This window comes from Vibrio sp. 1402 (assembly GCF_033340275.1).
Map to the genome: position 1 here is coordinate 20,236 of NZ_JAWOWE010000014.1, position 26,314 is coordinate 46,549.

Below are 26,314 nucleotides of genomic sequence, written 5' to 3' on the forward strand. Positions count from 1 at the left end.
ACATGGAGGCTCACTACGTCTCCTAACGAGAAAAATGACATTTACCATTGACAAGGTTGCGCACCGCAATTAATTTAATTGCGGTGCGCAACTTTATTTTTAGAGGTAAGTGATAATGAACGCTCGTCAACTTCGACACTACTCCCGTCAAGCCGTCCGATTGCTTGGTATGCTTGATAAACAATGCGGCGATGTCGCTCTCACTCCAGTGCAAGCGCACGCATTGGGTGAAATCCAATTGCAGCCATTGACCATCAATCAGCTGGCACAGCAGCTTAATGTCGACAAGTCCAACGCGAGCCGAACCGTTACTGGTTTGATTAAATTAGGTTTGGTCGAGAGCATCGAAAACCCAAAAGACAAACGTAGTCAACTCGTAGCGATTACAGAGCAAGGCCAACAGGCGTTATCACAACTGGACCAACAGCAAAACCACTTCTTTGAACAACTGCTTACCCAACTCGATGACAGCGAGCAAGAGCAACTCAAACTTGGTCTAGAGACTTACCTAAAAGGGCTAACAAAAGTGTGTCAGTCTGAGGAATACGTTCTTCGGCCTCTTACTAAAGCAGACAACCCGCAAGTCGCAGATGTGATTCGTAAAGTCTCTGCAGAATACGGCTTAACCGCAGACAAAGGTTATGGTGTGGCCGATCCAACGCTTGATGATATGTATTCGGTTTACAATCAATGCGGGGCCGCCTATTGGGTCATTGAACATCGCGGAGAGATCGTTGGTGGCGGTGGCTTTGCCCCTTTAGCTGGCGAGCCAAATGTGTGTGAACTACAAAAGATGTACTTCTTACCTCAAACACGAGGACACGGTTTAGCCAAACGCATCGTCGCATTGAGCTTACAATTGGCGGAACAATTTGGGTATCAGCAGTGCTATTTAGAGACAACTGAATGTCTGAGAGAAGCGGTAAGCTTGTATGAAAAGCTAGGCTTTGAGCATCTCGATGCCCCGCTTGGACAAACAGGGCATGATGCATGTGAAGTCGTAATGCTTAAGATGCTGTAATAGATAATATTATTAGAAGTTAAAGCACAACATGGGTAACACAAAGCTCCTGGCTCAAGGCAACAGTGAAGTTTTGGTGCTGCCCATCCAACTCAACAGACAATTGGTAGAGATCACTTGGATCAGGATCAGTAAGATCGGCATACTTTGGCGCTTCGATCTGGAATAAAGCGCTCGCATGCTCCGCTCGGACATCAATAGGAATATGGTAAGTCATACCATTAAACTTAACCGATGCAGAGACCAGACCCGGCGCAAAAGTTTGATAGTACAAGTCTACTTTAAACTCGCAACCACCACCGTGGTGCCAAATCTGCTCGGTTGCCACGCGGTCTAAACGTACATTGCGAATGAACTGCAGATACGGTTCTTGCCATACCCCTAAGCGCTCATCACTTTTTTTATATTCATGATCGGACAGAGAGCACAGCTCAGGTTTATCTTCATCAAACAGAAGATCCTCTTCTTCCTCTAAGAACAAGATTTCAAAGCGGTTACGCCCCATTTGCATGAACGGACGAATGTCTTTCTTGTAGACATTTTGAGAACCGTCACAGTCGAACAATGCTACTCCGTTCAAACGCACTTCTGCATGGTAATCCACACCACCCAACACCATTTCTACCGCTGGGAATGCCATCATGGATTCGTCCACTTCAATGTCATGCATCAGGTGCCACTCTTGCTGACGAATTGCTTCTTCTGTCAGTTCAGCTGGCAATACCTGACTCAAAGGAGCAGGGAAAGTAATGTCATCCTGTGGGATAGAAAGGTCCGTCAGTGGAGAGACTTGCCATAAACCGGCGAGTGAGAGTTGCATATACACCTTGAGCTAGATCAATTTTCACGCATTATAGGGAGAAATCCCCTATAAACTCAATGTGAATTATTTATCGCCTCCACATTCGTCAGTTTTTCAAGGAATAAAAAAACCAGCGTTAAACGCTGGTTTTTCCAAAAGTAGTGAGCTTTGATTACTCGTCGTCTTCATCTTCTTCAGGGTAAAGCGCATCTTCGCCTTCGTAGTACGTACCCCAACCGTCATAGATGATGTCGTATTTTTCTGCCAAGTGAATCAATTTTTCAACTTGCGCATCAATCGCTTCTGCGTCTAGTGCGGACTCCATAGTCGCATCACAGCAAAGCAACTTGTTACCATCTTCATCTTCAGTTTCTTCTGCTTCAAGAACTTCAAAGCCCATCTTGAATGCTTCAACTACCGCTTTTTCTAGCGTGTCAAAATCTTCTGCAAACAGGTGGTGCTCAATTTCGTATAGCGAATCTGGATCGCTGCCATCTTCTAGCAATGCTGCAATGATATCGCGAGTCTCTTCCTTTTGAATCTCAATTAATTCTTCTACTGATAGATATTCATCTTCGTGAGACATGTTTTGGCTCCAGATTAGTTACTTGATGGAAACACAATACCCGATACTGAGTATGCTGATCCGGTGAAATATGGCATGGATTGCGATGAAAAGCCACAAACAAACATCATACCACTGCGATTCTTATCGGTTATTTGAATCTAAATATTAAACCGACCACACAAAGAAACAAAAAATTAACAAAGAATGGCATTTTTTAATATTCAGAACATCCTAATTGACACTTAATGTGGTTATTTTCTCTTTCTATGCGTGTTTATGATGCTTTCTTGAATACACTCACGTGTAAAACGAAGATGCATAACGAATAAATTCACTTTAATAATGCATAATTTAGAATAAAAATGCACGTTTTATGCACTGTGCATGTATTCTTTCTCAACGGGAAAATTAGAATAAAAACGCACGCACTCTAATTTTAGCAAAATAGCATTTATATCTAATAATAAATTTAATAAGAATCAAAATAAAAATAAAAAACTCACAAAACCAGAAACACCAGAATATAAACAAAGCTTGATAACTTGCATCTTTCTAGGAAGCTTGTCATAACTAATGGCTGGAAAATTTGTAAGGATACAAAATGAGCAAGCTGTACGTTGGATCAGAAGTTGGTCAACTTCGACGAGTTCTATTAAATCGCCCTGAACGCGCCCTAACCCACTTAACTCCGTCAAACTGTCATGAGTTGCTATTTGATGACGTTCTTGCTGTAGAAGCGGCAGGTGAAGAGCACGATGCATTCGCACGTACGCTGCGCGAGCAAGACGTTGAAGTGCTTCTCCTCCACGATTTACTGGTCGAAACCCTCGCTGTTCCAGATGCAAAACAATGGCTGCTGAACACTCAGATTTCTGACTTTCGTTACGGGCCAACCTTTGCGCGAGACCTACGCCAATACTTTTCAGAAATGGATGATGAACACCTTGCCTGCATCTTTTTAGGTGGCTTAGCTTACTCAGAGCTACCGATCTCCTCATCTTCTATGCTGCCAAAAATGAAGCGTCCTCTCGACTTTGTTATTGAGCCACTGCCTAATCACCTCTTTACTCGTGATACCTCATGCTGGGTTTATGGCGGCGTTTCTCTTAACCCGATGATGATGCCTGCACGCCAACGTGAAACAAACCACTTACGTGCGATTTATCGTTGGCACCCAATTTTTGCTGGCCAAGATTTTATCAAATACTTCGGTGACGATGATCTGCATTATGATAATGCGAATGTCGAAGGCGGTGATGTGTTGGTTATTGGTAAAGGTGCAGTTCTTATCGGTATGTCTGAGCGTACGACTGCACAAGGTGTAGAGAACCTTGCAGCAAGCCTATTTAAAGCAGGCCAAGCGACCGAAGTGATTGCAATTGATCTGCCTAAACACCGCTCATGTATGCATTTAGACACCGTGATGACCCATATGGATGTAGATACTTTCTCTGTCTACCCTGAGATCATGCGCAAAGATCTCGACACATGGCGCTTAACACCAAAAGGCAACGGTGAAATGCATGTTGAAGCCTCACATAACTATCTGCACGCGATTGAGTCCGCTCTTGGCTTAGATCAGCTGAAAATCATCACCACTGGTGGCGACAGCTATGAAGCGGAACGCGAACAATGGAATGACGCCAATAACGTTCTAACTGTAAAACCGGGCGTAGTAATTGGTTACGAACGCAACGTATACACCAACGAAAAATACGATAAAGCTGGCATCAAAGTACTGACAGTACCTGGTAACGAGCTTGGTCGTGGTCGCGGTGGCGCTCGCTGTATGAGCTGTCCAATAGAACGAGACGATATATAACTTACTCGTCCCTTTACATTAGGTGAATCAAAACTAAGGTTGATGTGAATACATCAACCTTTTTTAGCTTTAATTAAAAATAATTATTCACAATAAAAGCATTTATATGTTTTAATGAATTCTATTAATCTAATCACATGTACTAAGGGACGAGCTATGGCTTTCAATTTACGTAACCGCAACTTTTTGAAGCTATTGGACTTCTCAACCAAAGAAATCCAGTTTTTGCTCGAACTGTCTGCAGAGCTGAAAAAAGCTAAATATGCAGGAACAGAGCAGAAGACACTTCAAGGTAAAAACATCGCACTAATCTTTGAGAAATCTTCGACTCGTACCCGATGTGCGTTTGAAGTCGCTGCCTTTGACCAAGGTGCTCAAGTCTCTTACATCGGCCCTTCTGGCTCGCAAATCGGTCATAAGGAATCGATGAAAGACACCGCTCGCGTCCTTGGTCGTATGTACGACGGGATTGAATACCGAGGCTTTGGCCAATCCATTGTTGAAGAGCTTGGTACTTATGCTGGTGTTCCAGTGTGGAATGGTTTAACGGATGAGTTCCACCCAACCCAGATCCTTGCTGACTTCCTGACCATGCAAGAGCACAGCCGTGGTAAACAGCTACATGAAATAACCTTCGCTTACCTAGGTGATGCGCGCAACAACATGGGTAACTCACTTATGGTGGGCGCAGCGAAAATGGGCATGGATATTCGCCTTGTCGCGCCAAAAGCGTTCTGGCCTGAAGAAGAGCTCGTGGCAACTTGTCAAACTATCGCGCAACAAACCGGTGCAAAAATCACGTTAACAGAAAGCGTTGAGGAAGGTGTGAAAGGTTGTGACTTCCTATACACCGACGTTTGGGTGTCTATGGGTGAGTCTGCCGAGGCATGGGATGAACGTGTAGCGTTAATGACACCTTATCAAATCAATATGGACGTGATTAAGCAAACGGGTAATCCACATGTGAAATTCATGCACTGCCTTCCAGCTTTCCACAATGATGAAACCACCGTCGGCAAAGAAGTCGCTGAAAAATACGGTATGAAAGGCCTTGAAGTAACAGAAGAGGTATTTGAATCGGAATACTCCATCGTATTCGACGAAGCTGAAAACCGTATGCATACCATCAAAGCCGTGATGGTTGCGACGCTAGGAAGCTAAACCAGTGCGCAAAAACAGCCGATAAAAACCATGATGTAATCGCTTGCGCTCACGAAAGTTAAGCGTATAATGCTCGGCAATTTGTCTGAGGATTAAGAAATGACCACGCTGATTGCTGACGTAAAAACGCGATTTGCTCTCGCTAAGCGACTACGCTTACGTGGTGTTATTTTCGTTAATTCTATTGAATTTTAAAACCTCCCCATTGGGGAGGTTTTTTTATGTCCAAAATTCCTTTCGGTTATTTGGATGTAGTCATCAATGTTATAGGGAAGAAGATCATGGCGAACTCGCTTTACCAGAAGCACATCATCTCTATTCCAGAGCTTTCACGCGAAGAACTGGAACTTATCGTAGAAACAGCAGGTAGCCTTAAAAAAGCACCTCGACCAGAACTGATTAAAAACAAAGTCGTTGCAAGTTGTTTCTTTGAACCATCAACACGTACACGTTTATCGTTTGAAACAGCGATTCAGCGCATTGGTGGTGACGTGATTGGCTTTGATAATGATGGTAATACCTCTCTGGCGAAAAAAGGCGAAACACTCGCAGATTCAGTACAAGTCATCTCTTCTTACGTCGATGCCTTTGTGATGCGTCATCCACAAGAAGGCGCCGCTCGCTTGGCCTCTGAATTTTCAAATGGCGTGCCAGTGATCAACGCGGGCGACGGTGCAAACCAACACCCAACTCAAACGCTACTCGACCTATACACCATCGCGGAAACACAAGGGCGTCTAGACAACCTGAACGTCGCATTCGTAGGTGACCTAAAATATGGCCGCACAGTGCACTCACTGACTCAAGCCTTAGCAAAGTTTAACAACATCCGCTTCTTCTTTGTTGCACCAGATGCGCTGGCAATGCCAGATTACATCTGCGAAGAACTAGACGAAGCTGGCATTCAATATAGCCTACACACAGACATGGAAAGTGTGATTCCTGAACTGGATATTCTGTACATGACACGCGTACAGAAAGAACGCTTTGACGAATCGGAATACGCACATATTAAGTCGGCTTACATCCTAACGGCGGCACTACTAGAAGGCGCGCGTGAGAACTTGAAAGTACTGCACCCACTACCACGTGTGGATGAAATCACAACTGATGTTGATAAAACGCCTCATGCTTACTTCTTCCAGCAAGCTCAAAATGGCGTGTATGCTCGCCAAGCACTGCTGGCGCTTGTTCTAAACGAAACACTGTAATCGAGGGGAAAAATCATGGCTAAAGAAACTCAATTGCAGGTAGAAGCAATCAAAAATGGTACGGTCATCGACCACATCCCTGCGCAAATCGGTATCAAAGTATTAAGACTGTTCGATATGCACAATTCATCACAACGCGTAACGATTGGACTGAACTTGCCATCATCAGCACTCGGTCATAAAGATCTACTCAAAATCGAAAATGTGTTTATCAATGAAGAGCAAGCGAGCAAGCTAGCGTTGTATGCTCCTCACGCGACCGTGAATCAAATCGAGAATTATGAAGTGGTGAAAAAGCTAGCGTTAGAGCTTCCTGAGCGCATCAATGATGTATTTGAATGCCCGAATTCAAACTGTATTTCTCATAATGAACCAGTAGAAAGCAGCTTTAGCGTGTTCGAGAAGAAACAAGAAATCCGCCTAAAGTGTAAATACTGCGAGAAAGTGTTCTCACGCGAGATCGTAACCGAGCGATAAACACGCCGCACGACTAGGCTTTGATACGTTTAAAATACCCTGCAATGTCGGGGTATTTTGCTCTTTACCTACCGAGGGTTTAGAGGCAAACTGAGAATCTTTATTCCCTACAACTGATGGAAAAAATCAAATGACGAAAGTACTTCACACTGAGTCTGCACCAGCAGCAATCGGTCCTTACGTTCAAGGCGTAGATCTAGGTAACATGGTTCTTACTTCAGGCCAAATCCCAGTAAACCCAGCGACAGGTGAAGTGTCTGCTGATATCGCAGAACAAGCTCGTCAGTCTCTAGAAAACGTAAAGGCTGTAGTTGAATCTTCAGGTCTTAAAGTATCTGATATTGTAAAGCTAACGGTTTTTGTTAAAGACCTAAATGACTTTGGCACAGTGAACGAAGTTTACGGCAAGTTCTTTGATGAGCACGGCGTAGCAAACTACCCTGCACGCTCTTGTGTAGAAGTGGCTCGCCTACCAAAAGATGTTGGCATCGAGATTGAAGCAATCGCTGTTCGCAAATAATTGCACTTGCTGACAAACATAAAAAAACGGGTAGCTCAGGCTACCCGTTTTTTATTGTTTTCTCGTGATGATATCGCAGTAAAACTTAAGCAGCGTTGCGCTGTTTGACTTCTTCATCTAACGATTCAAGCTTCTCTTTCATCTGTTCACGACAGATATTCGCTAACTCGCGAATGCCCTCTTTACCATAGCCTTCAGTGCTGATTGGAGGTAGCATTTCAACAATCACATGACCATTGTTCCAACGGTTCAGCTTAATTTTATTCGTCGAGCTACATACGATAGGAATGATTGGCACACCTGCACCAATTGCCGCATGAAAAGCACCTGTTTTGAATGGCAGCAAACCACGCCCACGAGAACGCGTGCCTTCTGGGAACATCCACACCGAAACATCACTTTCTTTCATGCTGCTCACGACCTGATCGATAGTACCTTTTGCTTTAGAGCGATTCGCTCGGTCAATCAGAATGTTACCCGTAAGCCAGTAAAGCTGACCAAACAGTGGCATCCAAGCCAAGCTCTTTTTACCTACTGTCACAACTTTCGGAGTCACAGCCGCAGAAACAGTAAACATGTCCCAGTTGTTCTGGTGGTTAGCAATGTAAACATGTTGGCCGCGTGAATACGCATCTTCAGGGATACGCAACTCTAACTTAATCCCAAACACACGAGACATCTTGGCAAACAAACGGCCAAAAGTGAAAACGTGCTTAGGGTTTCTAGGGCTTAATAGGCAGTAACCACAACCACCAATAAACATAACAATCGCAAAGATAGCGACAGCAAATACACGTAACAGTGCAATCATTCTTGTTCTCCAGGAACCGGCTTTTGCCAGATACAGCTATTAATATCTCTCTTTCCATAAAGGGAAAATATGGTCATGAGAGTGATATAAAAAAGCCGAAACTCAGGTTTCGGCTCTCTTGATATCCAAGTTACCTGCGGTGCAGTTTAACTTGCCTAGCTCACTCGCTCAATATTTGCGCCAAGTGCAGCCAGTTTATTTTCGATTTTGTCGTAACCACGGTCGATATGGTAAATACGATCAACGACGGTTTCGCCTTTAGCAATGCAACCTGCAATAACCAAACTAGCCGAAGCTCGTAGATCGGTTGCCATCACTTGCGCACCGCTGAGTGACTCAACATCACCACAGATAACCGTATTGCCTTCGATCTCAGCTTTAGCGCCCATACGCATGAGTTCTGGTACGTGCATAAAGCGGTTTTCAAAGATAGTCTCTGTGATCACGCCGCCACCTTTCGCCATCATATTCAGAAGCGTAAATTGAGCTTGCATATCCGTCGGAAAACCAGGATGTGGCGCAGTACGTACACTTACCGCTTTTAGCTCGCGGTCGGTCATATCAACGGAGATCCAATCTTCACCCGTTTCGACAAGCGCGCCAGCTTCTTCCAGCTTGGCGAGAACCGCTTCAAGCAAATGAGCATTAGTGTTGCGACATACCACTTTACCGCCAGATACTGCTGCTGCGACAAGGAATGTTCCCGTCTCAATACGGTCAGCAACCACGTTGTGTTTACAACCGCCTAGGCGCTCAACACCTTCAATCGTAATGGTATCTGTGCCAGCGCCAGAGATTTTTGCGCCAAGCTTATTTAGGAAATCAGCGGTATCGACGATTTCAGGCTCACGCGCAGCGTTATCTAGTGTTGTTGTGCCTTCCGCCAGCGCTGCGGCACACATGATGGTAATCGTCGCGCCTACGCTGACTTTATCCATCACGATGTGCGCGCCTTTTAGACGACCATCCACTTCTGCTTTCACATAACCATCTTCTAATGTAATGGTTGCGCCAAGCTGCTCTAAACCAGAAATATGTAGATCCACAGGACGAGCGCCAATAGCACAACCGCCTGGTAAAGAAACCTGACCTTGACCAAAGCGCGCCACCAAAGGACCCAAAGCCCAAATAGAAGCACGCATGGTTTTCACCAAGTCATAAGGCGCACAGTATTCTGTAATACTGCTTGGATCAACATGAACAGAGCCATTGCGGCTTACTTTCGCGCCTAAACGCTTAAGCAATTCCATGGTTGTATCGATATCACGAAGGTGTGGTACGTTTGCCACTTCTACTGGCTCTTCCGCCAAGATAGACGCAAATAAAATCGGCAGTGCTGCGTTTTTTGCACCTGAAATGGTCACTTCACCAACTAGTGGTTTATCTGACCCAATAACTCGAAACTTTTCCATCAATAAACCTTAAAGCGACATCAATTTCTTATCACGAGCCCACTCTTCTGGTGTGAACGCTTTGATTGATAATGCGTGAATGTCGTTACGCTGGATGTATTCCATCAGAGGAGCATAAATTAGCTGCTGCTTCTTAACGCGGCTCATTCCATCGAAACAAGCATCAACAGCAACCACTTCATAGTGGCTACCTTCACCTTTCACATGCACTTCTTGAAGGTTTAGTGCTTCTTCTAATAACTGTTGTACTTTTGCGCTATCCACAATTTACCCCTGATAATTCTGTATGTGTTTGGCCACTAAAGATTCAACATTGCTCAGTTGAAACAAAGTGCGCAGTTGCGCCGGCACGAAACTGAGCATTATATGACAGTTTTGCTTTTTTGCATGCTCTAATAAGTGGATTAACATCACCATTCCTGCAGAGTCGACGCGCTCTATCTCTTTTAGCGAGCATTCCAGCTCCGATTGAGCAGGTTGCCATTGCTGTGCATACGCCCACAATGAAGGCACTGTATCTCTATCAAGTGCCCCTGTTAGCTTAAGAATGTTTTGATCCAATTGCCACTGAGCGGGAGTCTGGGCCATTATTTCTTCGCCTCGAAGCGGATCGGTTCTGCGGCCAATTTTTCTAAGTCTTTAGCAACAGATAGAATGCCTTCTTGACGAATTTTACTGTTCCATTCGGATTGTTTACTAGAAAGCAAACTAATGCCCTCTGCAATCATATCGAATGCTTCCCACTCACCAGACTGGTTGTCTTTACGCAGTTTAAACTCAAGTTTGATGTTTGGACGCGGAGTATCGATGATATCAACTTTAATGCTTGTAATACGCTTAGAGTCATCAATGCTAGGCTCAGGACCAAACTCAATTTTTTGGTCAGAGTATTGCGTCAACACTTGTGCATAAGACGCAATCAGGTAAGCACGAAATGCATCGATAAACTCAAGTACATCTTCACGCTTAGCACCTTTTAAGTTTGGACCAAGAAGTTTTAACCCTGCATAGCGGTAGTTGACGTAAGGCATTAGCTCTTCTTCAACGATCACTTTAAGTAAATTTGGATCTTGTTTGATTTTCGGCTGTTCGGCTTTCAATCTTTCGAACGTGACTTCAGCTACCTGCTTCATCATCTTATAAGGTTCAGTTTTATCCACCTCTGCTGCTGTTGTTCCAAAGACGCTAAACACAGCACAAACTGAAAGTAGTAATCTCGCTAACATAGTTATTCCTTACTTGAGTCGTCTGAACCACCTACGCTGTATAGTACTTGACCAATTAAGTCTTCAAGCACAAGCGCCGATTTGGTGTCTTCGATGGTATCACCATCCACCAGCATGACTTCATCATCAAAAACGAAGCCAGGTACTAAACCAATGTATTGCTCACCAATCAGGCCAGATGTCAAAATTTGTACGCTCGACGTTTCTGGGAACTGATTGTATTTGCTATTGATAGATAGTGTTACAACTGGCAATAAGTTGTCTGGGTTAAGCGAAATACTACTTACTCGACCAATCACAACGCCCCCCACTTTTACGGGCGAACGAACTTTTAAACTGCCAATATTATCGAACTCGGCTTTGAGGGTATAAGTATCACCAGAGCCAATGCTTTTTACGTCAGCAACTTGAAAAATCATCACAAGAATCGCGCAAATTCCCGCTAATACAAAGCTGCCAACCCATAATTCAGTTTTACGTGTTTGTTGCATGATTAATTCCCAAACATCAATGCGGTCAGTACAAAGTCTAATCCTAGTACTGCTAAAGAAGAATGCACAACAGTGCGCGTAGTTGCTCGGCTGATCCCTTCCGATGTTGGAATAGCATCATAACCGTTAAATAGAGCGACCCAAGTAACCGTAATTGCAAACGCAAAACATTTGATCATACTGTTACCAATGTCTTGTCCTAGCTCAACAGAGGACTGCATCGCTGACCAAAAACTGCCGTAATCAACGCCTTTCCAGTCAACACCAACAAGCTGAGCGCCCCAAATTCCCACTGCCATGAAAATCATAGCCAGTAAAGGCATTGAGATAACCCCAGCCCAAAACCGTGGTGCAATCACTCGTTTCAATGGGTCTACCGCCATCATTTCAAGGCTAGACAGTTGTTCCGTTGCTTTCATTAGACCTATCTCTGCGGTTAACGCAGAACCGGCACGACCAGCAAACAAAAGTGCAGTAACAACGGGTCCTAATTCACGGAGTAACGAAAGCGCTACCATTTGCCCCAAACTGCCTTCTGCGCCGTAATCCACCAACACAACATAGCCTTGTAGACTCAAAACCATTCCAATGAACAGACCAGATACGACGATGATCGCCAGCGACTGAACACCAACAGAATAAAGTTGCTTAACAAGCAGAGGAAAGCTTCTGATCGGTTGTGGCTTAGAAAATAGCGCCCCAATCAACATGAAAGTCGCACGACCAAATGCTCCGCAAATAGAAAGCGTGCGTCGACCCAACGAGGCGACAAAGTGAATGAAGTTATCGACCATCAAATAAGTCCTTTTCGATACTTTGAGAGGGGAAACGAAACGGTACAGGACCGTCGGCATCACCTTGTAAGAACTGCTGGACACGAGGATCAGAGTTTTGAGTCAGCTCTTCTGGCGTACCATAGGCGATGATTTTTCCATCGGCCATCAGGTATACCCAGTCAGCAATACTCATGACTTCAGGTACGTCGTGAGAAACCACAATAGAGGTCAAACCTAACGCTTGGTTTAGATTGCTAATTAGCTCAACCAAAACGCCCATAGTGATTGGGTCTTGCCCCACAAACGGCTCATCGTACATGATCAAGTCAGGGTCAAGTGCGATTGCCCGAGCCAAAGCAGCGCGTCTTGCCATACCACCTGAAAGCTCACTCGGCATTAATTGCGCCGCGCCGCGCAGACCGACAGCTTCGAGCTTGAGTAACACCATGGTGCGAATCAAATCTTCCGATAAATCGGTATGCTCTCTTAATGGAAAGGCGACATTATCAAAAACATTCAAATCAGTGAATAAAGCCCCTGACTGGAACAACATGCTCATTTTCTTTCGAGCGTGGTAGAGTTTTTTACGCGAGAGAGAGGGAATATTGTCGCCATCAAACCAGATCTCTCCTTGCTCGGGATACAACTGACCACCAATCAAACGCAGCAGTGTTGTTTTACCAATTCCCGATGGTCCCATAATGGCCGTCACTTTGCCCTCAGGAACATGCAGATCAATATCATCAAAGATCATGCGTTCTCCCCGTGAAAAAGTGAGGTTGTTCACGGTGACTAAATCGTTGTTCGACATATCATCTCTTCTACTGTAGGAGCGTTGCAACTCACGGAATCATCAAGCAGATACTCATCGGAGTTGAATTCTACGTTTAATAAAGTAACGTCGGTACATTTATTAGGCTGCAATCATAAGCACATTGGCGTTGAATTTAAAGCACTGTTCAATTAAATAAAGTCGAGTATATCCCTGCAATTTCTCATGGTTTATGACCGAATTAGCACGAAGTGTTTAAATCCTAGACCAGAATTGCTCATTTAAATGAGTGAGATTTACATACATTTTCGTTACTAACCTTTAATTTATTCTTCGTTTATCTTCCATTTTAGGCCGCAAAAGGTCAAAATTAGCGGTTATTCATTTTACTTATTTAATACTTAGGAATTCTCATGCTCGAAGCCGTTGCGTTGCTTATAGTCGGTCTTGTTTTGCTTGTTTGGAGTGCAGATAAACTTGTTTTTGGCTCTGCAGCGATAGCCCGCAACGTCGGTATTTCCCCGCTTGTCATCGGCATGACAATCCTCGCGATGGGCTCATCCGCCCCTGAGATGATGGTATCTGCAACCGCTGCTTGGGATGGCAAAACAGATACAGCGGTGGGTAACGTATTAGGCTCAAACATAGCGAACATTGCGTTAATCCTAGGTATTACAGCGCTGATCAAGCCTTTGTCGATTAGCTCCGCCGTCATCCGCCGAGAACTTCCACTCATGATAGCCGTAACCGTACTCGCTGGTATTCTGCTTTGGAATAGCCATCTCGGTTTTTATGAGGGTGTCTTATTGTTTGTACTCTTTGGGGCATTTTTATTTGCTATGTTGCAAATCAGCCGCAAAGAGCAAAAATCAGGTGATGTTTTTCTTGATGACCAAGAGTCAGAGATCCCTGAAGGCGTCAGTAACCCTAAAGCAATCATGTGGGTGGTTATTGGCTTGATACTGCTTCCTTTGGCAGCCAGCATGCTGGTTGATAACGCGGTAATTATTGCTAAACACTTTGGTATGAGCGACCTTGTTATCGGTCTAACTATTATCGCCATTGGCACTAGCCTGCCTGAACTGGCCGCATCACTTGCGGGAGTTTTAAAGGGTGAAGACGACATGGCTGTCGGTAACATTATCGGTTCGAATGTGTTTAACATTCTGGCGGTAATGGGGATTCCTGGCATCATTAATCCATCGGTGCTCAGTGAGTACGCGATGGGACGTGACTTCTGGGTCATGTTAGGCGTTTCATTGTTACTTGTCGCGATGTGTTTGGGTAAATCACGCAGTATTAACCGTATTGAAGGTGCCATCTTGTTTGTGTGCTTCTTAGGTTACCAAGTGTACTTATTCGCAAACATGACCGCTTAATTACCACGATCAATAAGTAGAGATCTGATATGTCCAATCAATTTGATTTTCGCGCTGCTGCTAAACAAGTTCTTGATATCGAAGTTGCTGCTCTGCAAGAGCTAGATACCTACTTTGATGATCAATTTGAAAAAGCGTGTGAACTTATCCTTTCCAACAACGGCAAAGTTGTCGTTATGGGTATTGGCAAGTCAGGCCATATTGGTAACAAGATTGCCGCCACTCTGGCAAGCACTGGGACTTCGGCGTTTTTCGTTCATCCAGGCGAAGCCGCACATGGTGACTTGGGTATGATTAGCCCTGGTGACATTGTGCTGGCAATTTCTAACTCTGGTGAATCAAACGAAATTCTGTCTCTATTTCCAGTATTAAAGCGCCTGAATATTAAGATCATCAGCATGACAGGTAAGCCAGAATCAAATATGGCCAAGCTGTCTGACTTACACCTGCAAATTACGGTACCTCAAGAAGCTTGTCCGTTAGGCCTGGCGCCAACTAGCAGTACGACTGCCACATTAGTGATGGGAGATGCATTAGCCGTAGCTCTGCTTCAAGCTCGTGGTTTTTCTGCCGAAGATTTTGCCCTGTCTCACCCAGGTGGTGCACTGGGGAGAAAACTGCTACTTAAGTTGTCTGATATTATGCACTTTGGAGAAGCGCTACCTAAAGTTTCTCCTGACGCATTAATTCGCGATGCCCTGCTTGAAATTTCAGAAAAGGGGTTAGGCATGACAGCCATCGTCGATGAGCACGATGCTATGCTTGGTATATTCACCGATGGTGATTTACGTCGTACCCTAGACAAGCGTATCGATATTCATACGACGGCAATTGGCGAGGTCATGACGACAAACCCAACCACAGCGCACCCTGATATGCTGGCGGTTGAAGGTTTGAACTTGATGCAGAATAAAAACATTAACGCTCTGATTTTATGTAAAGACGAAAAAATTGTGGGTGCACTGAACATGCACGATTTACTAAAAGCTGGCGTGATGTAATATCAGCACAAACATTTAAACCATTTATTAGACGAATAAAGGCAATGGTCAGGGAAGTACTGAGCTAAACGATAGGCCTTCATTATATGAGTTTTACTCGCCTTATTTATTTGCTCTTGATCTTCGTTGTAGCGTGGTGCGGTTATTACCTACTAACCCCTAAAGGCAACGACGCAATTCAAGTAGCACCAGATTCTGAACTGCCCATGTTCAGTGGTTCTGGATTAGAAAATATCACCTACGGTGAAGATGGTGTCCGCAGTTACATCATTCGCTCCACTAACTTAGACCATTATGCTAAGAGTGGAGATACTATTTTTAATAACCCGACTTTGATGGTTTACCGTGAAGGTAGCGTCATTGAATGGAAGGTGACTGCCACAAGAGCAGTGTTAGATGAAGACCAAGTTTTGACTTTATATGACAAAGTCTTAATGCAAAATCTTCTGCCTGGTGCGAGTTTTGATACCATGGCAACAGACAAATTGGTCATTAATCTAACCAATCGTGATTTTAAAGCTGACCAACAAGTGATGTTGGTTGGACCACAATTTGAAACTACTGGAGGCGCAATGCAAGGCAACTTAAAACAGCATACTGCGACTCTGACAGATGAAGTTCAAGGTCGATATGAAACCGTTACACCTTAGCCTACTGGCACTGGTATTGGCGGCGCCTCAAGCGCTGGCACTCAAGTCGGATACTCAACAGCCGGTTTACATAAACTCTGACACCCAACAGGTGGATATGAAGAGTAACCAGGTTGTTTTTGAAGGCGATGTATCTCTTAAGCAAGGGAGCATCAATATCGATGCTGATAGAATCGTGGTAACTCGCGATCCTAAAACCGAAGCAATTAAACAGATTCAAGCATTTGGTAAACCTGCGAAGTTTTCTCAGCTGATGGACGATGGTAAAACACTTAGTGGTCAAGCTACGGAGTTGGATTACCGTATTTCTACAGACGAACTGACCATGAAAGGTCAAGCGCAGCTGGCGCAAGACAACAACACCATCAAAGGTTCTTCGATTCGTTACCAAATTGGTAAACAAAAGCTAGTCGCAGATAGCTCTAAGGAAGAGCGCGTTACGACCATTTTGCAACCCAATCAGATAGAGAACTAATATGGCAGTACTGAGCGCGAAAAACTTGGCGAAAAGCTACAAAAAACGCAAAGTCGTCACTGATGTTAGCTTAGAAGTTGAATCTGGTCAGATTGTTGGGCTGCTCGGTCCAAACGGTGCGGGTAAAACCACCTCGTTTTACATGATTGTCGGCTTAGTACCTCGCGATGAAGGCACCATTACCATTGACGACAATGACATCAGTATTTTGCCGATGCATAGCCGTTCACGACTTGGCATTGGCTATCTTCCGCAAGAAGCGTCGATTTTCCGTAAGCTTTCAGTAGAAGATAACATCATGGCCGTACTTGAAACTCGTCAAGAAATGACGAGGGAAGAGCGCCAAGATAAACTGGAAGATTTGTTGGAAGAATTCCACATCCAGCACATCAGAACCAGTGCTGGTATGGCACTATCAGGGGGTGAGCGACGCAGGGTGGAAATCGCTCGAGCTTTAGCGGCCAACCCTCAGTTCATTTTATTGGATGAACCTTTCGCTGGTGTTGACCCAATTTCGGTTAATGACATCAAGAAAATCATTGAGCATCTGCGCGATCGTGGTCTCGGAGTGTTAATCACTGACCATAATGTACGTGAAACACTGGACGTATGTGAAAAAGCCTATATCGTGAGCCAAGGGCACCTAATTGCATCGGGAACTCCGGCAGAAGTTCTCAATAATGAACAGGTGAAACAAGTTTATCTCGGCGAACAATTCCGTCTATGATTATATTAGGAACGGTAAGATTCTGAGCATTACAAGGTAAGTAACACTGAATGAAACCTTCATTACAACTCAAGCTAGGTCAGCAGTTAGCCATGACGCCACAGTTGCAGCAAGCGATTCGCTTATTGCAATTGTCGACACTCGATCTTCAACAAGAAATCCAAGAAGCGTTGGACTCAAACCCATTATTGGAAGTTGAAGAAGGCCAAGACGAGCCTCTAGCAAACGGTGAAGATAAGTCAGCGGTCGAGGCTGCTGATAGCAACAGTGCTAGCGAACCAACAGAAATTGACGTTCCAGATAGCTCCGATGTGATAGAGAAATCAGAAATTAGCTCTGAACTTGAAATCGACACGACTTGGGATGACGTCTACAGCGCGAATACTGGTAGCACTGGCTTAGCTCTTGATGATGATATGCCCGTCTACCAAGGCGAAACCACTGAATCATTACATGATTACCTCATGTGGCAGCTTGACCTAACACCATTCAGTGAAACCGACCGCACGATTGCATTAGCGATTATTGACGCTGTTGACGACTACGGCTATTTAACTTTGTCGCCTGAAGAGATTCATGAGAGCTTCGATAATGAAGAGATAGAGTTAGACGAAGTAGAAGCCGTTCGTAAACGCATTCAACAATTCGATCCTCTTGGCGTTGCATCGCGTAACTTACAAGAATGTTTGTTACTGCAACTGACGACCTTCCCAGAAGACACGCCATGGCTTGCTGAAGCCAAAATGATACTTGCGGATCATATTGATCACCTAGGCAACCGTGACTACAAGCTCGTCATCAAAGAGACTAAGCTGAAAGAAGCCGATCTGCGTGAAGTCTTAAAGCTTATCCAACAGTTAGATCCTCGTCCAGGTAGTCGCATCACTCCTGATGATACCGAGTACGTAATTCCAGACGTATCCGTTTTTAAAGACAATGGCAAATGGACCGTTTCTATAAACCCGGATAGCGTGCCAAAATTAAAAGTAAATCAACAATATGCTCAGTTAGGCAAAGGTAATAGCGCGGATAGCCAGTACATCCGCAGCAATTTGCAAGAGGCAAAATGGTTAATTAAGAGCTTAGAGAGTAGAAACGAGACGCTACTCAAAGTTGCAAGATGTATTGTTGAACATCAACAAGATTTCTTCGAGTATGGTGAGGAAGCCATGAAGCCAATGGTACTCAATGATGTCGCTTTGGCTGTGGACATGCATGAATCCACGATTTCTCGTGTAACAACGCAAAAATTTATGCATACACCACGTGGTATTTTTGAATTGAAGTACTTCTTCTCTAGCCATGTTAGTACTGACAACGGCGGAGAATGTTCGTCAACAGCAATTCGTGCACTCATTAAAAAACTGGTCGCAGCAGAGAATACTGCCAAACCACTGAGTGATAGCAAGATTGCTGCTCTTCTGGCTGACCAAGGGATTCAGGTCGCAAGACGTACGATAGCCAAATATCGCGAATCCTTGGGAATTGCCCCTTCAAGTCAGCGTAAACGCCTATTATAAGGCACTAACTGAAAAGGAAAGTCTATGCAAATCAATATTCAAGGCCATCACGTTGATCTTACCGATTCAATGCAAGACTATGTAAATTCTAAGTTTCAGAAGCTCGAAAGGTTCTTCGACCATATCAATCAAGTGCATGTTGTACTAAAAGTTGAAAAAATTACTCAAATCGCGGAAGCTACGCTTCACATAAATCAAGGCGAAATCCACGCATCAGCCGATGACGAAAATATGTATGCCGCGATCGATTCGCTGGTAGATAAATTGGTTCGCCAACTTAATAAGCACAAAGAAAAACTAAACAGTCATTAATCATGCAACTGAGCGAAATACTGTCATTGGACTGCACCAAAAGTGCGGTCCACTGCACGAGTAAAAAACGCGCCCTTGAAATGATCAGCCGTATCGTGGCTGATCAAACGGGCCAAGATTCTACCGAGCTGTTCGAATGCATGCTCAATAGAGAAAAAATGGGCAGTACCGGTATCGGAAACGGTATTGCGATCCCTCACGCGAGAATGCAATCAAGCGACAAGGCCATTGCTGTCTTACTGCAATGTGATGAAGCAATCGAATTTGATGCGATTGACAATCGACCTGTCGATCTTCTTTTTGCGCTCCTTGTACCAGAAGAACAGTGCAAAGAGCACCTCAAGACTCTATCCTCTATGGCAGAACGTCTGAGCGATAAGCAAGTATTGAAACTACTGCGTAATGCTCAGAGTGATGAAGAACTTTACGACATCATGATTCACCAATAAGCAGGACTAACTCCATGCGACTAATCGTTGTTAGCGGGCACTCAGGTGCCGGTAAAAGTATTGCGCTTCGTGTACTGGAAGACTTAGGTTACTACTGTGTTGATAACCTACCAGTTAACTTGCTGGACGCATTTGTTCATTCTGTTGCTGACAGCAAACAGAATGTTGCAGTCAGCATTGATATTCGAAATATTCCTAAAAAGCTAAAAGAACTGACGAGTACACTAGAACAGTTAAAAACTGAGCTTGATGTGACCGTGCTTTTCTTGGACGCCAATAAAGAAACGCTACTCAAACGCTACAGCGAAACACGCCGAATTCACCCGTTATCTTTAGGTGGCACCTCCCTCTCGCTCGATCAAGCCATCGAGCGTGAGAAGCAAATTTTGACGCCACTCAAAGCGCATGCAGATCTGGTCCTAAATAGTAGTGGGCAGTCTTTGCATGAATTGAGTGAAACTGTGCGTATGCGCGTTGAAGGCAGAGATCGCAAAGGGCTCGTGATGGTATTTGAGTCTTTTGGTTTTAAATACGGCCTGCCTTCCGATGCCGATTACGTATTCGACGTTCGCTTCTTACCTAACCCACATTGGGAACCAGCACTACGCCCGCTTACAGGTCTGGATGCTCCTATCGCCGCATTTTTAGAGCAACACCAATCGGTGTTAAGTTTGAAATATCAAATTGAAAGCTTTATAGAGAATTGGTTACCTCTACTTGAGAAAAACAACCGCAGCTACCTGACCGTTGCAATCGGTTGTACTGGTGGTAAGCACCGCTCGGTGTACTTAACTCAGCAAATCGGTGAATACTTCGCCAACAAAGGACACCAAGTACAAATTCGCCATACCTCACTAGAGAAAAACGCTAAGGAATAGCCGTGGAGTTAAGTCGTAAAGTATTGATTCAAAACCGCCTTGGCTTACATGCTCGTGCAGCAGTCAAACTGGTCGAACTGGCACAGAGCTTTGAAGCGGTCATCACCATCGACAATGAAGAAGACAAAACCGCCACAGCAGACAGCGTAATGGGCCTGTTAATGCTAGAGTCCGCTCAAGGACAATACGTCACGATCCACGCAACGGGTGGGCAAGCGGAAGAAGCACTGGATGCCGTTTGCCACTTGATCGAAGATAAATTTGATGAAGGCGAGTAGTTTACTCGCTTTTTTCTTACCTCCCATTATCTTTCTCTTCCCTGACCTAATAAATAAATTTGCTTAGTATCATAAGTTGTTATTAAAAGGCGCCTAGAATTAAGTTATTATTCAACGCATTGTAAATATCAGGAATTGGGAGGAATGAATGGCAGAGCAAATTGAATTCGACCAAGCTCACCAAGCCCTCCAAGAAGTCACAGAAGCGCTAGAAAATGGCCGCTTCGTCCATGTTCGTCGTCAATTACAGGACATGGAACCTGAGGATATCGCTCACCTTTTAGAAGCCTCCCCACGTAAGAGCCGTGAAGTTCTTTGGCAACTCACCGACCCTGAAGATTATGGTGAAATCCTTGACGAGCTGAACGAAGACGTCAAAGACAGCCTCGTATCCAAAATGGCACCAGAAGCGCTTGCAGAAGCGACAGAAGGCATGGATACCGATGACGTGGCTTACGTACTGCGTAGCTTGCCTGACAACCTGTCACGCGAAGTCCTGTCGCAAATGGACTCATCTGACCGCCTACGGGTCGAAACCGCCCTATCCTACCCAGAAGACACCGCGGGTGGACTGATGAACACCGACGTCATCACAATTCGTGGTGACGTAGATGTGGACGTAGTTTTGCGTTATCTACGTATGAAAGGCGAGCTTCCAGAAGCTACAGATGCCCTGTATGTGATCGATGAAGAGAGTAAGCTCATCGGTGAACTGCCGATCACGACGCTTATTACCACTCAGCCAGACGTAAAAATCATTGATGTAATGGAAGACGCGGACGAGGCCATCACCGTCGATACTAGCGACTCAGATGTTGCGAGTCTGTTCGAACGCCGTAATTGGGTATCTGCACCTGTTGTTGATGAAAACTTGCATTTGGTCGGTCGTATCACCATCGATGACGTGGTTGACGTTATTCGTGAAGACGCGGAACACTCGATGATGAGTATGGCGGGTATGGACGATGACGAAGATACTTTCGCGCCTGTTGTAAAATCAGCTCGCAAACGCAGTATCTGGCTTGGCGCTAACGTATTAGCCGCCCTTGCTGCTGCTTCCGTTTCTAATATGTTTGAGGCCACATTAGATCAAATGGCGGCCATTGCGGTATTGATGACGATTGTTCCGTCCATGGGTGGTGTCGCTGGTAACCAAACCGTCGCACTAGTGATTCGTGGTCTTGCTCTTGGTCATATCGGTGACTCAAACAAACGTGAACTGTTAATGAAAGAAGCCTCGATCGGCTTACTCAACGGTATCATGTGGGCGCTGATTATTGGTGGTATTGTTGTTGCTTGGAAAGGTAACTGGATGCTCGGAGGAATCATTTCCGCCGCCATGCTGACCAACTTATTGGTCGCAGGTATTGCCGGAGTAACGATTCCAATCCTATTGAAAAAAATGAACATCGATCCTGCTTTAGCTGGTGGTATGGCATTAACAACGGTGACGGATGTGATTGGTTTATCTGTCTTCTTAGGGCTTGCCACAATACTGATTACCTAACAGAAAAAACGAAAAAGCCTGATGAACACATCAGGCTTTTTTGATTCTGAATTGCTAGAAAAGCTTATTCACCCGCCACTTTCATGCTATCCAGTAGGATAGAGCCCGTTTGGATTTGTGAGCGCGTTTCAATATCACTACCAACCGCCACAATCTTGGTGAACATGTCTTTTAGATTACCTGCGATGGTAATTTCTGATACTGGGTATTGGATTTCGCCATTCTCAACCCAGAAGCCTGCGGCACCGCGAGAGTAATCACCCGTTACCACGTTCACACCTTGTCCCATGACTTCTGTCACTAGAAGACCAGTACCGAGCTCTTTAAGCATTTGTTCGAAGTTTTGGCCTGTCGACTTCACGTACCAGTTATGAATCCCACCAGCGTGACCTGTCGGCGTCATCTTCATTTTACGTGCGGCATAACTGGTTAACAGATAAGTTGCTAGCACACCGTCGGTAATGATCTCACGGTCTTGAGTGTACACACCTTCACTATCGAATGGACTTGATGCCAAACCACGCAATACATGCGGACGTTCTGAGATATTGAACCATTCAGGAAGCACTTGTTTGCCTAGATGGTCAAGTAAGAAAGAAGATTTTCGGTACAAGTTACCACCGCTGATCGCCATAACGAGATGGCCAATCAAGCCTGTCGCAACATCAGCCGCAAACATGATTGGGTATTGACCTGTTTTTAGACGCTGCGCATCTAAGCGGTTAACCGTATTCTCTGCCGCCTTACGACCCACCGTTTCTGGGGTCCATAAGTCATCACGATGACGTGCCACGGTGTAGCTGTAATCACGTTCCATCTCGCCGTTTTGACCAACGCCAATTACACAACAGCTAGTACTATGGCGGCTAGACGCATAACTAGCTAATAAGCCATGGCTATTGCCATACACTTTCACGCCGTAATGACTATCATAACTCGCGCCATCACTTTGCTTGATTGCACTGTCATAACTTAGCGCCTCTTTTTCTGCTGCAATCGCCACATTGGCAGCATAGTCTGGATCGGGTGCGTCAGGGTGGAAAAGATCAAGCTCAGGGATCTCTTGCACCATGTATTCTTTTGCTGCAGGGCCTGCAAATGGGTCTTCAGATGTGTAATGTGCAATATCTAGCGCCGCTATAACGGTTTGCTCGATTGCCGCTTCACTTAAATCAGACGTGGAAGCACTGCCTTTGCGTTGACCTCGGTAAACGGTAATGCCCAGCGCACCATCGCTGTTGAACTCGACATTCTCTACTTCACCCATACGAGTTGAAACACTTAAACCAGTGCTTTTAGTAATTGCGACTTCGGCGGCGTCAGATTTTGCCGATGCAAGCTTTAAGGCTCTTGCGACGGCTTGCTCTAGCTCGGTACGTTGCTCAGCAACCTGCTGTTTAATATCCATTGTCTTTCACATCTTGTCTTTGATGAACAATAGGATAACAAGAATTTCGCTTTCTCCCCATGATTCTTGTTAAAATAGTCATAATATTAATCAAAACACAGGCAACTGAAATGGCACGTAAGAATCAAAAAGCGCCATGGGAACCAGAAGAAGAGATCATCTGGGTAAGTAAATCCGAGATGAAGCGAGACATGGAAGAACTGCAAAAGCTAGGTGAGGAGCTTGTCGGCCTCAAACCTTCAGTTCTAGAAAAGTTTCCATTGAGTGAAGATTTGCGAGAAGCAATTGCTGACGCGCAACGTTTTAAAAATGAAGCGCGTCGTCGCCAATTACAACGTATTGGTAAATTGATGCGTTACGAAGATCCAGAGCCAATCCAAGCCGCACTGGATAAAATTCGTAATAAGCACTCTCAATTAACGGCGGTATTCCACAAACTTGAAGCGTTGCGTGATCGCGTAGTGGAAGAAGGTGACAAAGCCATTGATGACGTAATGGAAATGTACCCAGAAGCGGATCGTCAGCGTCTACGCCAACTTGCTCGCCAAGCAGCGAAAGAGAAAAAATCTGGGAAACCAGCAAAAGCGTACCGCGAAATCTTTCAGCTCCTTAAAGGTCTAAACGAAGAAGAGTTTTAATTCGAGGGCTCACGCAATGAGCATTCGATTTAAACGCAAAAAGCAGACGTCAATGTCTGCTTTTTTTATCTTTGGTTTTACAGTCAGCGTTACACTAAGCGATTAACGCGGTCTCCGCGCTCGAAAGCGTTAATGTTCTCAATCAAGATTTCCGCTAAACGTTGAATAGATGAGTCGCTGCCCCATGCAACATGCGGTGTCAGTAACAAATTAGGTAAACTCATATTGGCAATCAGCGGATTGCTCTCATCAGCCGGTTCTTGTGTAAAAACATCAAAACCAGCCGCTGCAATTTCTTGCTGTTTTAAGGCATCCACCAGTGCGCTCTCATCCACCAAACCTCCACGCCCTGTATTAATCAAAATGGAGTTGGACTTCATTTGTTGCAACTCTGCTTGACCAATTAAATTCTGAGTATGATCGTTGAGCGGGCAATGCAAGGTCAGCGCATCGGAGCGTTTTAATACTTCCTCAAACGGCACATAACCAGGCCGACATTCTGCCGCCCCTTTACGCTCAGAAAACAACACGGTCATTCCTAACGCTTGAGCCAGATTCGCCGTCGCTTGCCCTAGTGCCCCGCTACCAACAACACCTAACGTGCTACCACCAATATCCCCGATTGGGTGCGTAAAAAAACAAAACTGCTGGTTACGCTGCCACTCACCTGCGGCAATATCTTGGTGGTACCCAAATAAATTCCGTCTTAAAGCGAATAACATTGACATCACATGCTCGGGCACCGAACGCGTCGCGTAACCACGTACATTAGCAACCGCAATATCATGATTAGCACAGTAGTTCACATCGACGTTGTTAAAACCAGTTGCGGCAACCGCGATCATCCGTAATTTTGGTAGTTGCTCTAATACATGTTGGTCAAGCAGGACTTTATTGCTAATCACGATATCGGCATCTGCTAACCTTTCTATTACCTGCTCAGGCGCAGTTAGGTCGTACTCACGCCAGTGGTGCGGAAAGCCAGGTCGTGGGACCTCAATATGTTCTGGGATGGTCGCTCGGTCTAAAAATACGATGCTTGGCAAAGACATAACAACTCCTTGTTCACGGCTGAAAGACAGGATACATCAACCACAGTAACGAAATAGCCAAAAATAGCGAACTAGAAAGAACCGCTGTTGAGTGCAATTGGCATTAAGGGTGTGGCAACGTTTTATAATCAGGCAATGTACGCTCTGGCGAAAAATAGTTAAAGATCATCGCCTCGGCTTCAGGAGAAAAGTCACAGGGTACAAAAATACTGCTCAACTGTTCTGTGACTGGGTGATAAAAACTTAACTCCGCAGCGTGCAACTCTAAACGCTCTGAAAACTGATACGCCTCTTCAGTTGCATAAAACTCATCACCAATAATCGCATGACCAATCGCCATCAAATGCACGCGTAACTGATGCGATCGACCAGTAATGGGCAGTAGTCGCACAACGGTCGTATGGGTGCCATCAGGGTGCACTTCACGCTTCACTACTTGGAATAAAGTTTGAGATGGTTTGCCGTCGTCAAAACATACTTTTTGTCGTGGACGATTTGGCCAATCACAAATTAATGGAAGATCAATATTCCCTTCTTGCGGCTCAACATGCCCCCAAACACGTGCGTAATACACCTTGTGAGTGAGGCGATATTGGAACTGCTTTTTTAATGCTCGCTCCGCGGGTTTGTTTTTCGCCAGCAACATCAACCCTGATGTCGACATATCCAAGCGATGCACAACTTGAATTTCTGGATGCAACTCTTTGAGGCGGCTCCACATGCTGTCGTAATGCTCTGCAAGGCGACCAGGGACAGACAGCAGCCCTGATGGCTTATTCACTGCCAGAATGTCGTCATCCTCAAAAACGATATCGACCCAAGGGTCGGTGGGAGGGGTATATTCAAGCATTGCCATGGGAGATCTCTACAAAATAAAAACGCCGCGATTATATACCCAAATAGCACCCAGATGCAGGATTCTGAAGAAAAGTTCAACCTAATAAAACAAAGTCAATCCTTTAGCATAAAA

General features: G+C 44.9%; 31 protein-coding genes. 18 read left to right on the plus strand and 13 right to left on the minus strand.

Annotated features, from left to right (window positions below):
* The first annotated feature begins 115 nt into the window (after positions 1-115).
* On the plus strand, positions 116-1,021 hold the full coding sequence (locus R7044_RS20405) for a bifunctional helix-turn-helix transcriptional regulator/GNAT family N-acetyltransferase (RefSeq protein WP_080996865.1): 906 nt from the start codon (positions 116-118) through the stop codon (positions 1,019-1,021).
* Positions 1,022-1,040: 19 nt separating this feature from the next.
* Here the strand turns inward: R7044_RS20405 and R7044_RS20410 are convergent, their stop codons facing one another.
* Positions 1,041-1,841: a glycosyl hydrolase 2 galactose-binding domain-containing protein gene (locus R7044_RS20410; RefSeq protein WP_033906208.1), complete on the minus strand. Its 801-nt coding sequence runs from the start codon at positions 1,839-1,841 to the stop codon at positions 1,041-1,043.
* Between the two features lie 154 nt (positions 1,842-1,995).
* A complete protein-coding gene (rraB, locus tag R7044_RS20415; protein ID WP_005381081.1) occupies positions 1,996-2,409 on the minus strand; it encodes a ribonuclease E inhibitor RraB in 414 nt (137 codons plus the stop codon).
* A gap of 583 nt (positions 2,410-2,992) precedes the next feature.
* Here rraB and arcA point away from each other — a divergent pair.
* The 5 genes from arcA (at position 2,993) to R7044_RS20440 (ending at position 7,582) form a co-directional block, all read left to right on the plus strand.
* Entirely contained in the window at positions 2,993-4,213 is a 1,221-nt protein-coding gene (gene arcA / locus R7044_RS20420; RefSeq protein ID WP_225455784.1) for an arginine deiminase, read from the plus strand.
* A 156-nt stretch (positions 4,214-4,369) separates the two neighbouring features.
* Complete coding sequence (locus R7044_RS20425; protein ID WP_225455785.1) at positions 4,370-5,374, plus strand: ornithine carbamoyltransferase; 1,005 nt, start codon at positions 4,370-4,372, stop codon at positions 5,372-5,374.
* A 281-nt stretch (positions 5,375-5,655) separates the two neighbouring features.
* The gene (gene pyrB / locus R7044_RS20430; protein ID WP_005381085.1) at positions 5,656-6,585 is read left to right on the plus strand and encodes an aspartate carbamoyltransferase; all 930 of its coding nucleotides are present in this window, start codon (positions 5,656-5,658) and stop codon (positions 6,583-6,585) included.
* Between the two features lie 15 nt (positions 6,586-6,600).
* Positions 6,601-7,062 (plus strand): aspartate carbamoyltransferase regulatory subunit, encoded by a 462-nt coding sequence (gene pyrI / locus R7044_RS20435; protein WP_005381086.1) that lies wholly within the window; start codon positions 6,601-6,603, stop codon positions 7,060-7,062.
* Between the two features lie 130 nt (positions 7,063-7,192).
* On the plus strand, positions 7,193-7,582 hold the full coding sequence (locus tag R7044_RS20440) for a RidA family protein (RefSeq protein ID WP_005381087.1): 390 nt from the start codon (positions 7,193-7,195) through the stop codon (positions 7,580-7,582).
* A gap of 85 nt (positions 7,583-7,667) precedes the next feature.
* On the opposite strand, the gene R7044_RS20445 is transcribed toward R7044_RS20440, so the two are convergent.
* From R7044_RS20445 to mlaF, 8 genes are all read right to left on the minus strand, one after another.
* Positions 7,668-8,393 (minus strand): 1-acylglycerol-3-phosphate O-acyltransferase, encoded by a 726-nt coding sequence (locus R7044_RS20445; protein WP_005381088.1) that lies wholly within the window; start codon positions 8,391-8,393, stop codon positions 7,668-7,670.
* 155 nt (positions 8,394-8,548) lie between these two features.
* Positions 8,549-9,805, minus strand: coding sequence for a UDP-N-acetylglucosamine 1-carboxyvinyltransferase (gene murA, locus R7044_RS20450; protein WP_005388419.1), 1,257 nt, complete (start codon positions 9,803-9,805; stop codon positions 8,549-8,551).
* 9 nt (positions 9,806-9,814) lie between these two features.
* A complete protein-coding gene (ibaG, locus tag R7044_RS20455; protein ID WP_005381092.1) occupies positions 9,815-10,069 on the minus strand; it encodes a BolA family iron metabolism protein IbaG in 255 nt (84 codons plus the stop codon).
* Between the two features lie 3 nt (positions 10,070-10,072).
* Complete coding sequence (locus tag R7044_RS20460) at positions 10,073-10,393, minus strand: lipid asymmetry maintenance protein MlaB (RefSeq protein ID WP_005381093.1); 321 nt, start codon at positions 10,391-10,393, stop codon at positions 10,073-10,075.
* Positions 10,393-11,031, minus strand: a complete 639-nt coding sequence (gene mlaC / locus R7044_RS20465) for a phospholipid-binding protein MlaC (protein WP_033907408.1) — start codon at positions 11,029-11,031, stop codon at positions 10,393-10,395. Before mlaC ends, R7044_RS20460 begins: the two co-directional genes overlap by 1 nt.
* A 2-nt stretch (positions 11,032-11,033) precedes the next feature.
* A complete protein-coding gene (gene mlaD / locus R7044_RS20470) occupies positions 11,034-11,522 on the minus strand; it encodes an outer membrane lipid asymmetry maintenance protein MlaD (RefSeq protein WP_005381099.1) in 489 nt (162 codons plus the stop codon).
* A 2-nt stretch (positions 11,523-11,524) separates the two neighbouring features.
* A complete protein-coding gene (gene mlaE, locus R7044_RS20475) occupies positions 11,525-12,316 on the minus strand; it encodes a lipid asymmetry maintenance ABC transporter permease subunit MlaE (RefSeq protein WP_206949690.1) in 792 nt (263 codons plus the stop codon).
* Entirely contained in the window at positions 12,306-13,109 is an 804-nt protein-coding gene (gene mlaF, locus R7044_RS20480; RefSeq protein WP_005388422.1) for a phospholipid ABC transporter ATP-binding protein MlaF, read from the minus strand. Before mlaF ends, mlaE begins: the two co-directional genes overlap by 11 nt.
* Positions 13,110-13,483: 374 nt before the next feature.
* On the opposite strand from mlaF, the gene R7044_RS20485 reads away from it, so the two are divergent.
* The 11 genes from R7044_RS20485 (at position 13,484) to mgtE (ending at position 22,246) form a co-directional block, all read left to right on the plus strand.
* A complete protein-coding gene (locus tag R7044_RS20485; RefSeq protein WP_005381102.1) occupies positions 13,484-14,449 on the plus strand; it encodes a calcium/sodium antiporter in 966 nt (321 codons plus the stop codon).
* A 29-nt stretch (positions 14,450-14,478) separates the two neighbouring features.
* Entirely contained in the window at positions 14,479-15,450 is a 972-nt protein-coding gene (gene kdsD / locus R7044_RS20490; protein WP_005381104.1) for an arabinose-5-phosphate isomerase KdsD, read from the plus strand.
* 86 nt (positions 15,451-15,536) lie between these two features.
* Positions 15,537-16,100 carry an LPS export ABC transporter periplasmic protein LptC gene (gene lptC / locus R7044_RS20495; protein WP_005381106.1) on the plus strand — a complete coding sequence of 188 codons (564 nt, stop codon included), beginning with the start codon at positions 15,537-15,539 and terminating at the stop codon, positions 16,098-16,100.
* Positions 16,081-16,575, plus strand: coding sequence for a lipopolysaccharide transport periplasmic protein LptA (gene lptA / locus R7044_RS20500; protein WP_005381109.1), 495 nt, complete (start codon positions 16,081-16,083; stop codon positions 16,573-16,575). Before lptC ends, lptA begins: the two co-directional genes overlap by 20 nt.
* Position 16,576: 1 nt before the next feature.
* Positions 16,577-17,302 carry an LPS export ABC transporter ATP-binding protein gene (gene lptB / locus R7044_RS20505; protein ID WP_005381111.1) on the plus strand — a complete coding sequence of 242 codons (726 nt, stop codon included), beginning with the start codon at positions 16,577-16,579 and terminating at the stop codon, positions 17,300-17,302.
* A gap of 50 nt (positions 17,303-17,352) precedes the next feature.
* Positions 17,353-18,822, plus strand: a complete 1,470-nt coding sequence (locus tag R7044_RS20510) for an RNA polymerase factor sigma-54 (RefSeq protein WP_005381112.1) — start codon at positions 17,353-17,355, stop codon at positions 18,820-18,822.
* Between the two features lie 24 nt (positions 18,823-18,846).
* Positions 18,847-19,134, plus strand: coding sequence for a ribosome hibernation promoting factor (gene hpf / locus R7044_RS20515; RefSeq protein WP_005381114.1), 288 nt, complete (start codon positions 18,847-18,849; stop codon positions 19,132-19,134).
* A gap of 2 nt (positions 19,135-19,136) precedes the next feature.
* Complete coding sequence (gene ptsN, locus R7044_RS20520; protein WP_005381116.1) at positions 19,137-19,583, plus strand: PTS IIA-like nitrogen regulatory protein PtsN; 447 nt, start codon at positions 19,137-19,139, stop codon at positions 19,581-19,583.
* Between the two features lie 14 nt (positions 19,584-19,597).
* Entirely contained in the window at positions 19,598-20,461 is an 864-nt protein-coding gene (rapZ, locus tag R7044_RS20525; RefSeq protein ID WP_005381118.1) for an RNase adapter RapZ, read from the plus strand.
* Positions 20,462-20,463: 2 nt separating this feature from the next.
* Positions 20,464-20,739 (plus strand): HPr family phosphocarrier protein, encoded by a 276-nt coding sequence (locus tag R7044_RS20530; RefSeq protein ID WP_005381120.1) that lies wholly within the window; start codon positions 20,464-20,466, stop codon positions 20,737-20,739.
* Between the two features lie 148 nt (positions 20,740-20,887).
* Positions 20,888-22,246 carry a magnesium transporter gene (mgtE, locus tag R7044_RS20535; RefSeq protein ID WP_005381121.1) on the plus strand — a complete coding sequence of 453 codons (1,359 nt, stop codon included), beginning with the start codon at positions 20,888-20,890 and terminating at the stop codon, positions 22,244-22,246.
* Positions 22,247-22,310: 64 nt separating this feature from the next.
* Here the strand turns inward: mgtE and pmbA are convergent, their stop codons facing one another.
* Positions 22,311-23,654: a metalloprotease PmbA gene (gene pmbA / locus R7044_RS20540; RefSeq protein ID WP_033907409.1), complete on the minus strand. Its 1,344-nt coding sequence runs from the start codon at positions 23,652-23,654 to the stop codon at positions 22,311-22,313.
* Between the two features lie 110 nt (positions 23,655-23,764).
* On the opposite strand from pmbA, the gene yjgA reads away from it, so the two are divergent.
* Positions 23,765-24,292 carry a ribosome biogenesis factor YjgA gene (gene yjgA / locus R7044_RS20545; RefSeq protein WP_033907410.1) on the plus strand — a complete coding sequence of 176 codons (528 nt, stop codon included), beginning with the start codon at positions 23,765-23,767 and terminating at the stop codon, positions 24,290-24,292.
* 89 nt (positions 24,293-24,381) lie between these two features.
* On the opposite strand, the gene R7044_RS20550 is transcribed toward yjgA, so the two are convergent.
* The gene (locus R7044_RS20550; protein ID WP_017636188.1) at positions 24,382-25,344 is read right to left on the minus strand and encodes a D-2-hydroxyacid dehydrogenase; all 963 of its coding nucleotides are present in this window, start codon (positions 25,342-25,344) and stop codon (positions 24,382-24,384) included.
* Between the two features lie 103 nt (positions 25,345-25,447).
* Positions 25,448-26,200 (minus strand): pseudouridine synthase, encoded by a 753-nt coding sequence (locus R7044_RS20555; RefSeq protein WP_017821305.1) that lies wholly within the window; start codon positions 26,198-26,200, stop codon positions 25,448-25,450.
* Between the last annotated feature and the right edge of the window lie 114 nt (positions 26,201-26,314).

Coding starts and splice junctions, on each gene's coding strand:
- R7044_RS20405 (WP_080996865.1), top strand. CDS start 116: ATGAACGCTCGTCAACTTCGACACTACTCCCGTCAAGCCGTCCGATTG.
- R7044_RS20410 (WP_033906208.1), bottom strand. CDS start 1,841: ATGCAACTCTCACTCGCCGGTTTATGGCAAGTCTCTCCACTGACGGAC.
- rraB (WP_005381081.1), bottom strand. CDS start 2,409: ATGTCTCACGAAGATGAATATCTATCAGTAGAAGAATTAATTGAGATT.
- arcA (WP_225455784.1), top strand. CDS start 2,993: ATGAGCAAGCTGTACGTTGGATCAGAAGTTGGTCAACTTCGACGAGTT.
- R7044_RS20425 (WP_225455785.1), top strand. CDS start 4,370: ATGGCTTTCAATTTACGTAACCGCAACTTTTTGAAGCTATTGGACTTC.
- pyrB (WP_005381085.1), top strand. CDS start 5,656: ATGGCGAACTCGCTTTACCAGAAGCACATCATCTCTATTCCAGAGCTT.
- pyrI (WP_005381086.1), top strand. CDS start 6,601: ATGGCTAAAGAAACTCAATTGCAGGTAGAAGCAATCAAAAATGGTACG.
- R7044_RS20440 (WP_005381087.1), top strand. CDS start 7,193: ATGACGAAAGTACTTCACACTGAGTCTGCACCAGCAGCAATCGGTCCT.
- R7044_RS20445 (WP_005381088.1), bottom strand. CDS start 8,393: ATGATTGCACTGTTACGTGTATTTGCTGTCGCTATCTTTGCGATTGTT.
- murA (WP_005388419.1), bottom strand. CDS start 9,805: ATGGAAAAGTTTCGAGTTATTGGGTCAGATAAACCACTAGTTGGTGAA.
- R7044_RS20460 (WP_005381093.1), bottom strand. CDS start 10,393: ATGGCCCAGACTCCCGCTCAGTGGCAATTGGATCAAAACATTCTTAAG.
- mlaC (WP_033907408.1), bottom strand. CDS start 11,031: ATGTTAGCGAGATTACTACTTTCAGTTTGTGCTGTGTTTAGCGTCTTT.
- mlaD (WP_005381099.1), bottom strand. CDS start 11,522: ATGCAACAAACACGTAAAACTGAATTATGGGTTGGCAGCTTTGTATTA.
- mlaE (WP_206949690.1), bottom strand. CDS start 12,316: ATGGTCGATAACTTCATTCACTTTGTCGCCTCGTTGGGTCGACGCACG.
- mlaF (WP_005388422.1), bottom strand. CDS start 13,109: ATGTCGAACAACGATTTAGTCACCGTGAACAACCTCACTTTTTCACGG.
- R7044_RS20485 (WP_005381102.1), top strand. CDS start 13,484: ATGCTCGAAGCCGTTGCGTTGCTTATAGTCGGTCTTGTTTTGCTTGTT.
- kdsD (WP_005381104.1), top strand. CDS start 14,479: ATGTCCAATCAATTTGATTTTCGCGCTGCTGCTAAACAAGTTCTTGAT.
- lptC (WP_005381106.1), top strand. CDS start 15,537: ATGAGTTTTACTCGCCTTATTTATTTGCTCTTGATCTTCGTTGTAGCG.
- lptA (WP_005381109.1), top strand. CDS start 16,081: ATGAAACCGTTACACCTTAGCCTACTGGCACTGGTATTGGCGGCGCCT.
- lptB (WP_005381111.1), top strand. CDS start 16,577: ATGGCAGTACTGAGCGCGAAAAACTTGGCGAAAAGCTACAAAAAACGC.
- R7044_RS20510 (WP_005381112.1), top strand. CDS start 17,353: ATGAAACCTTCATTACAACTCAAGCTAGGTCAGCAGTTAGCCATGACG.
- hpf (WP_005381114.1), top strand. CDS start 18,847: ATGCAAATCAATATTCAAGGCCATCACGTTGATCTTACCGATTCAATG.
- ptsN (WP_005381116.1), top strand. CDS start 19,137: ATGCAACTGAGCGAAATACTGTCATTGGACTGCACCAAAAGTGCGGTC.
- rapZ (WP_005381118.1), top strand. CDS start 19,598: ATGCGACTAATCGTTGTTAGCGGGCACTCAGGTGCCGGTAAAAGTATT.
- mgtE (WP_005381121.1), top strand. CDS start 20,888: ATGGCAGAGCAAATTGAATTCGACCAAGCTCACCAAGCCCTCCAAGAA.
- pmbA (WP_033907409.1), bottom strand. CDS start 23,654: ATGGATATTAAACAGCAGGTTGCTGAGCAACGTACCGAGCTAGAGCAA.
- yjgA (WP_033907410.1), top strand. CDS start 23,765: ATGGCACGTAAGAATCAAAAAGCGCCATGGGAACCAGAAGAAGAGATC.
- R7044_RS20550 (WP_017636188.1), bottom strand. CDS start 25,344: ATGTCTTTGCCAAGCATCGTATTTTTAGACCGAGCGACCATCCCAGAA.
- R7044_RS20555 (WP_017821305.1), bottom strand. CDS start 26,200: ATGGCAATGCTTGAATATACCCCTCCCACCGACCCTTGGGTCGATATC.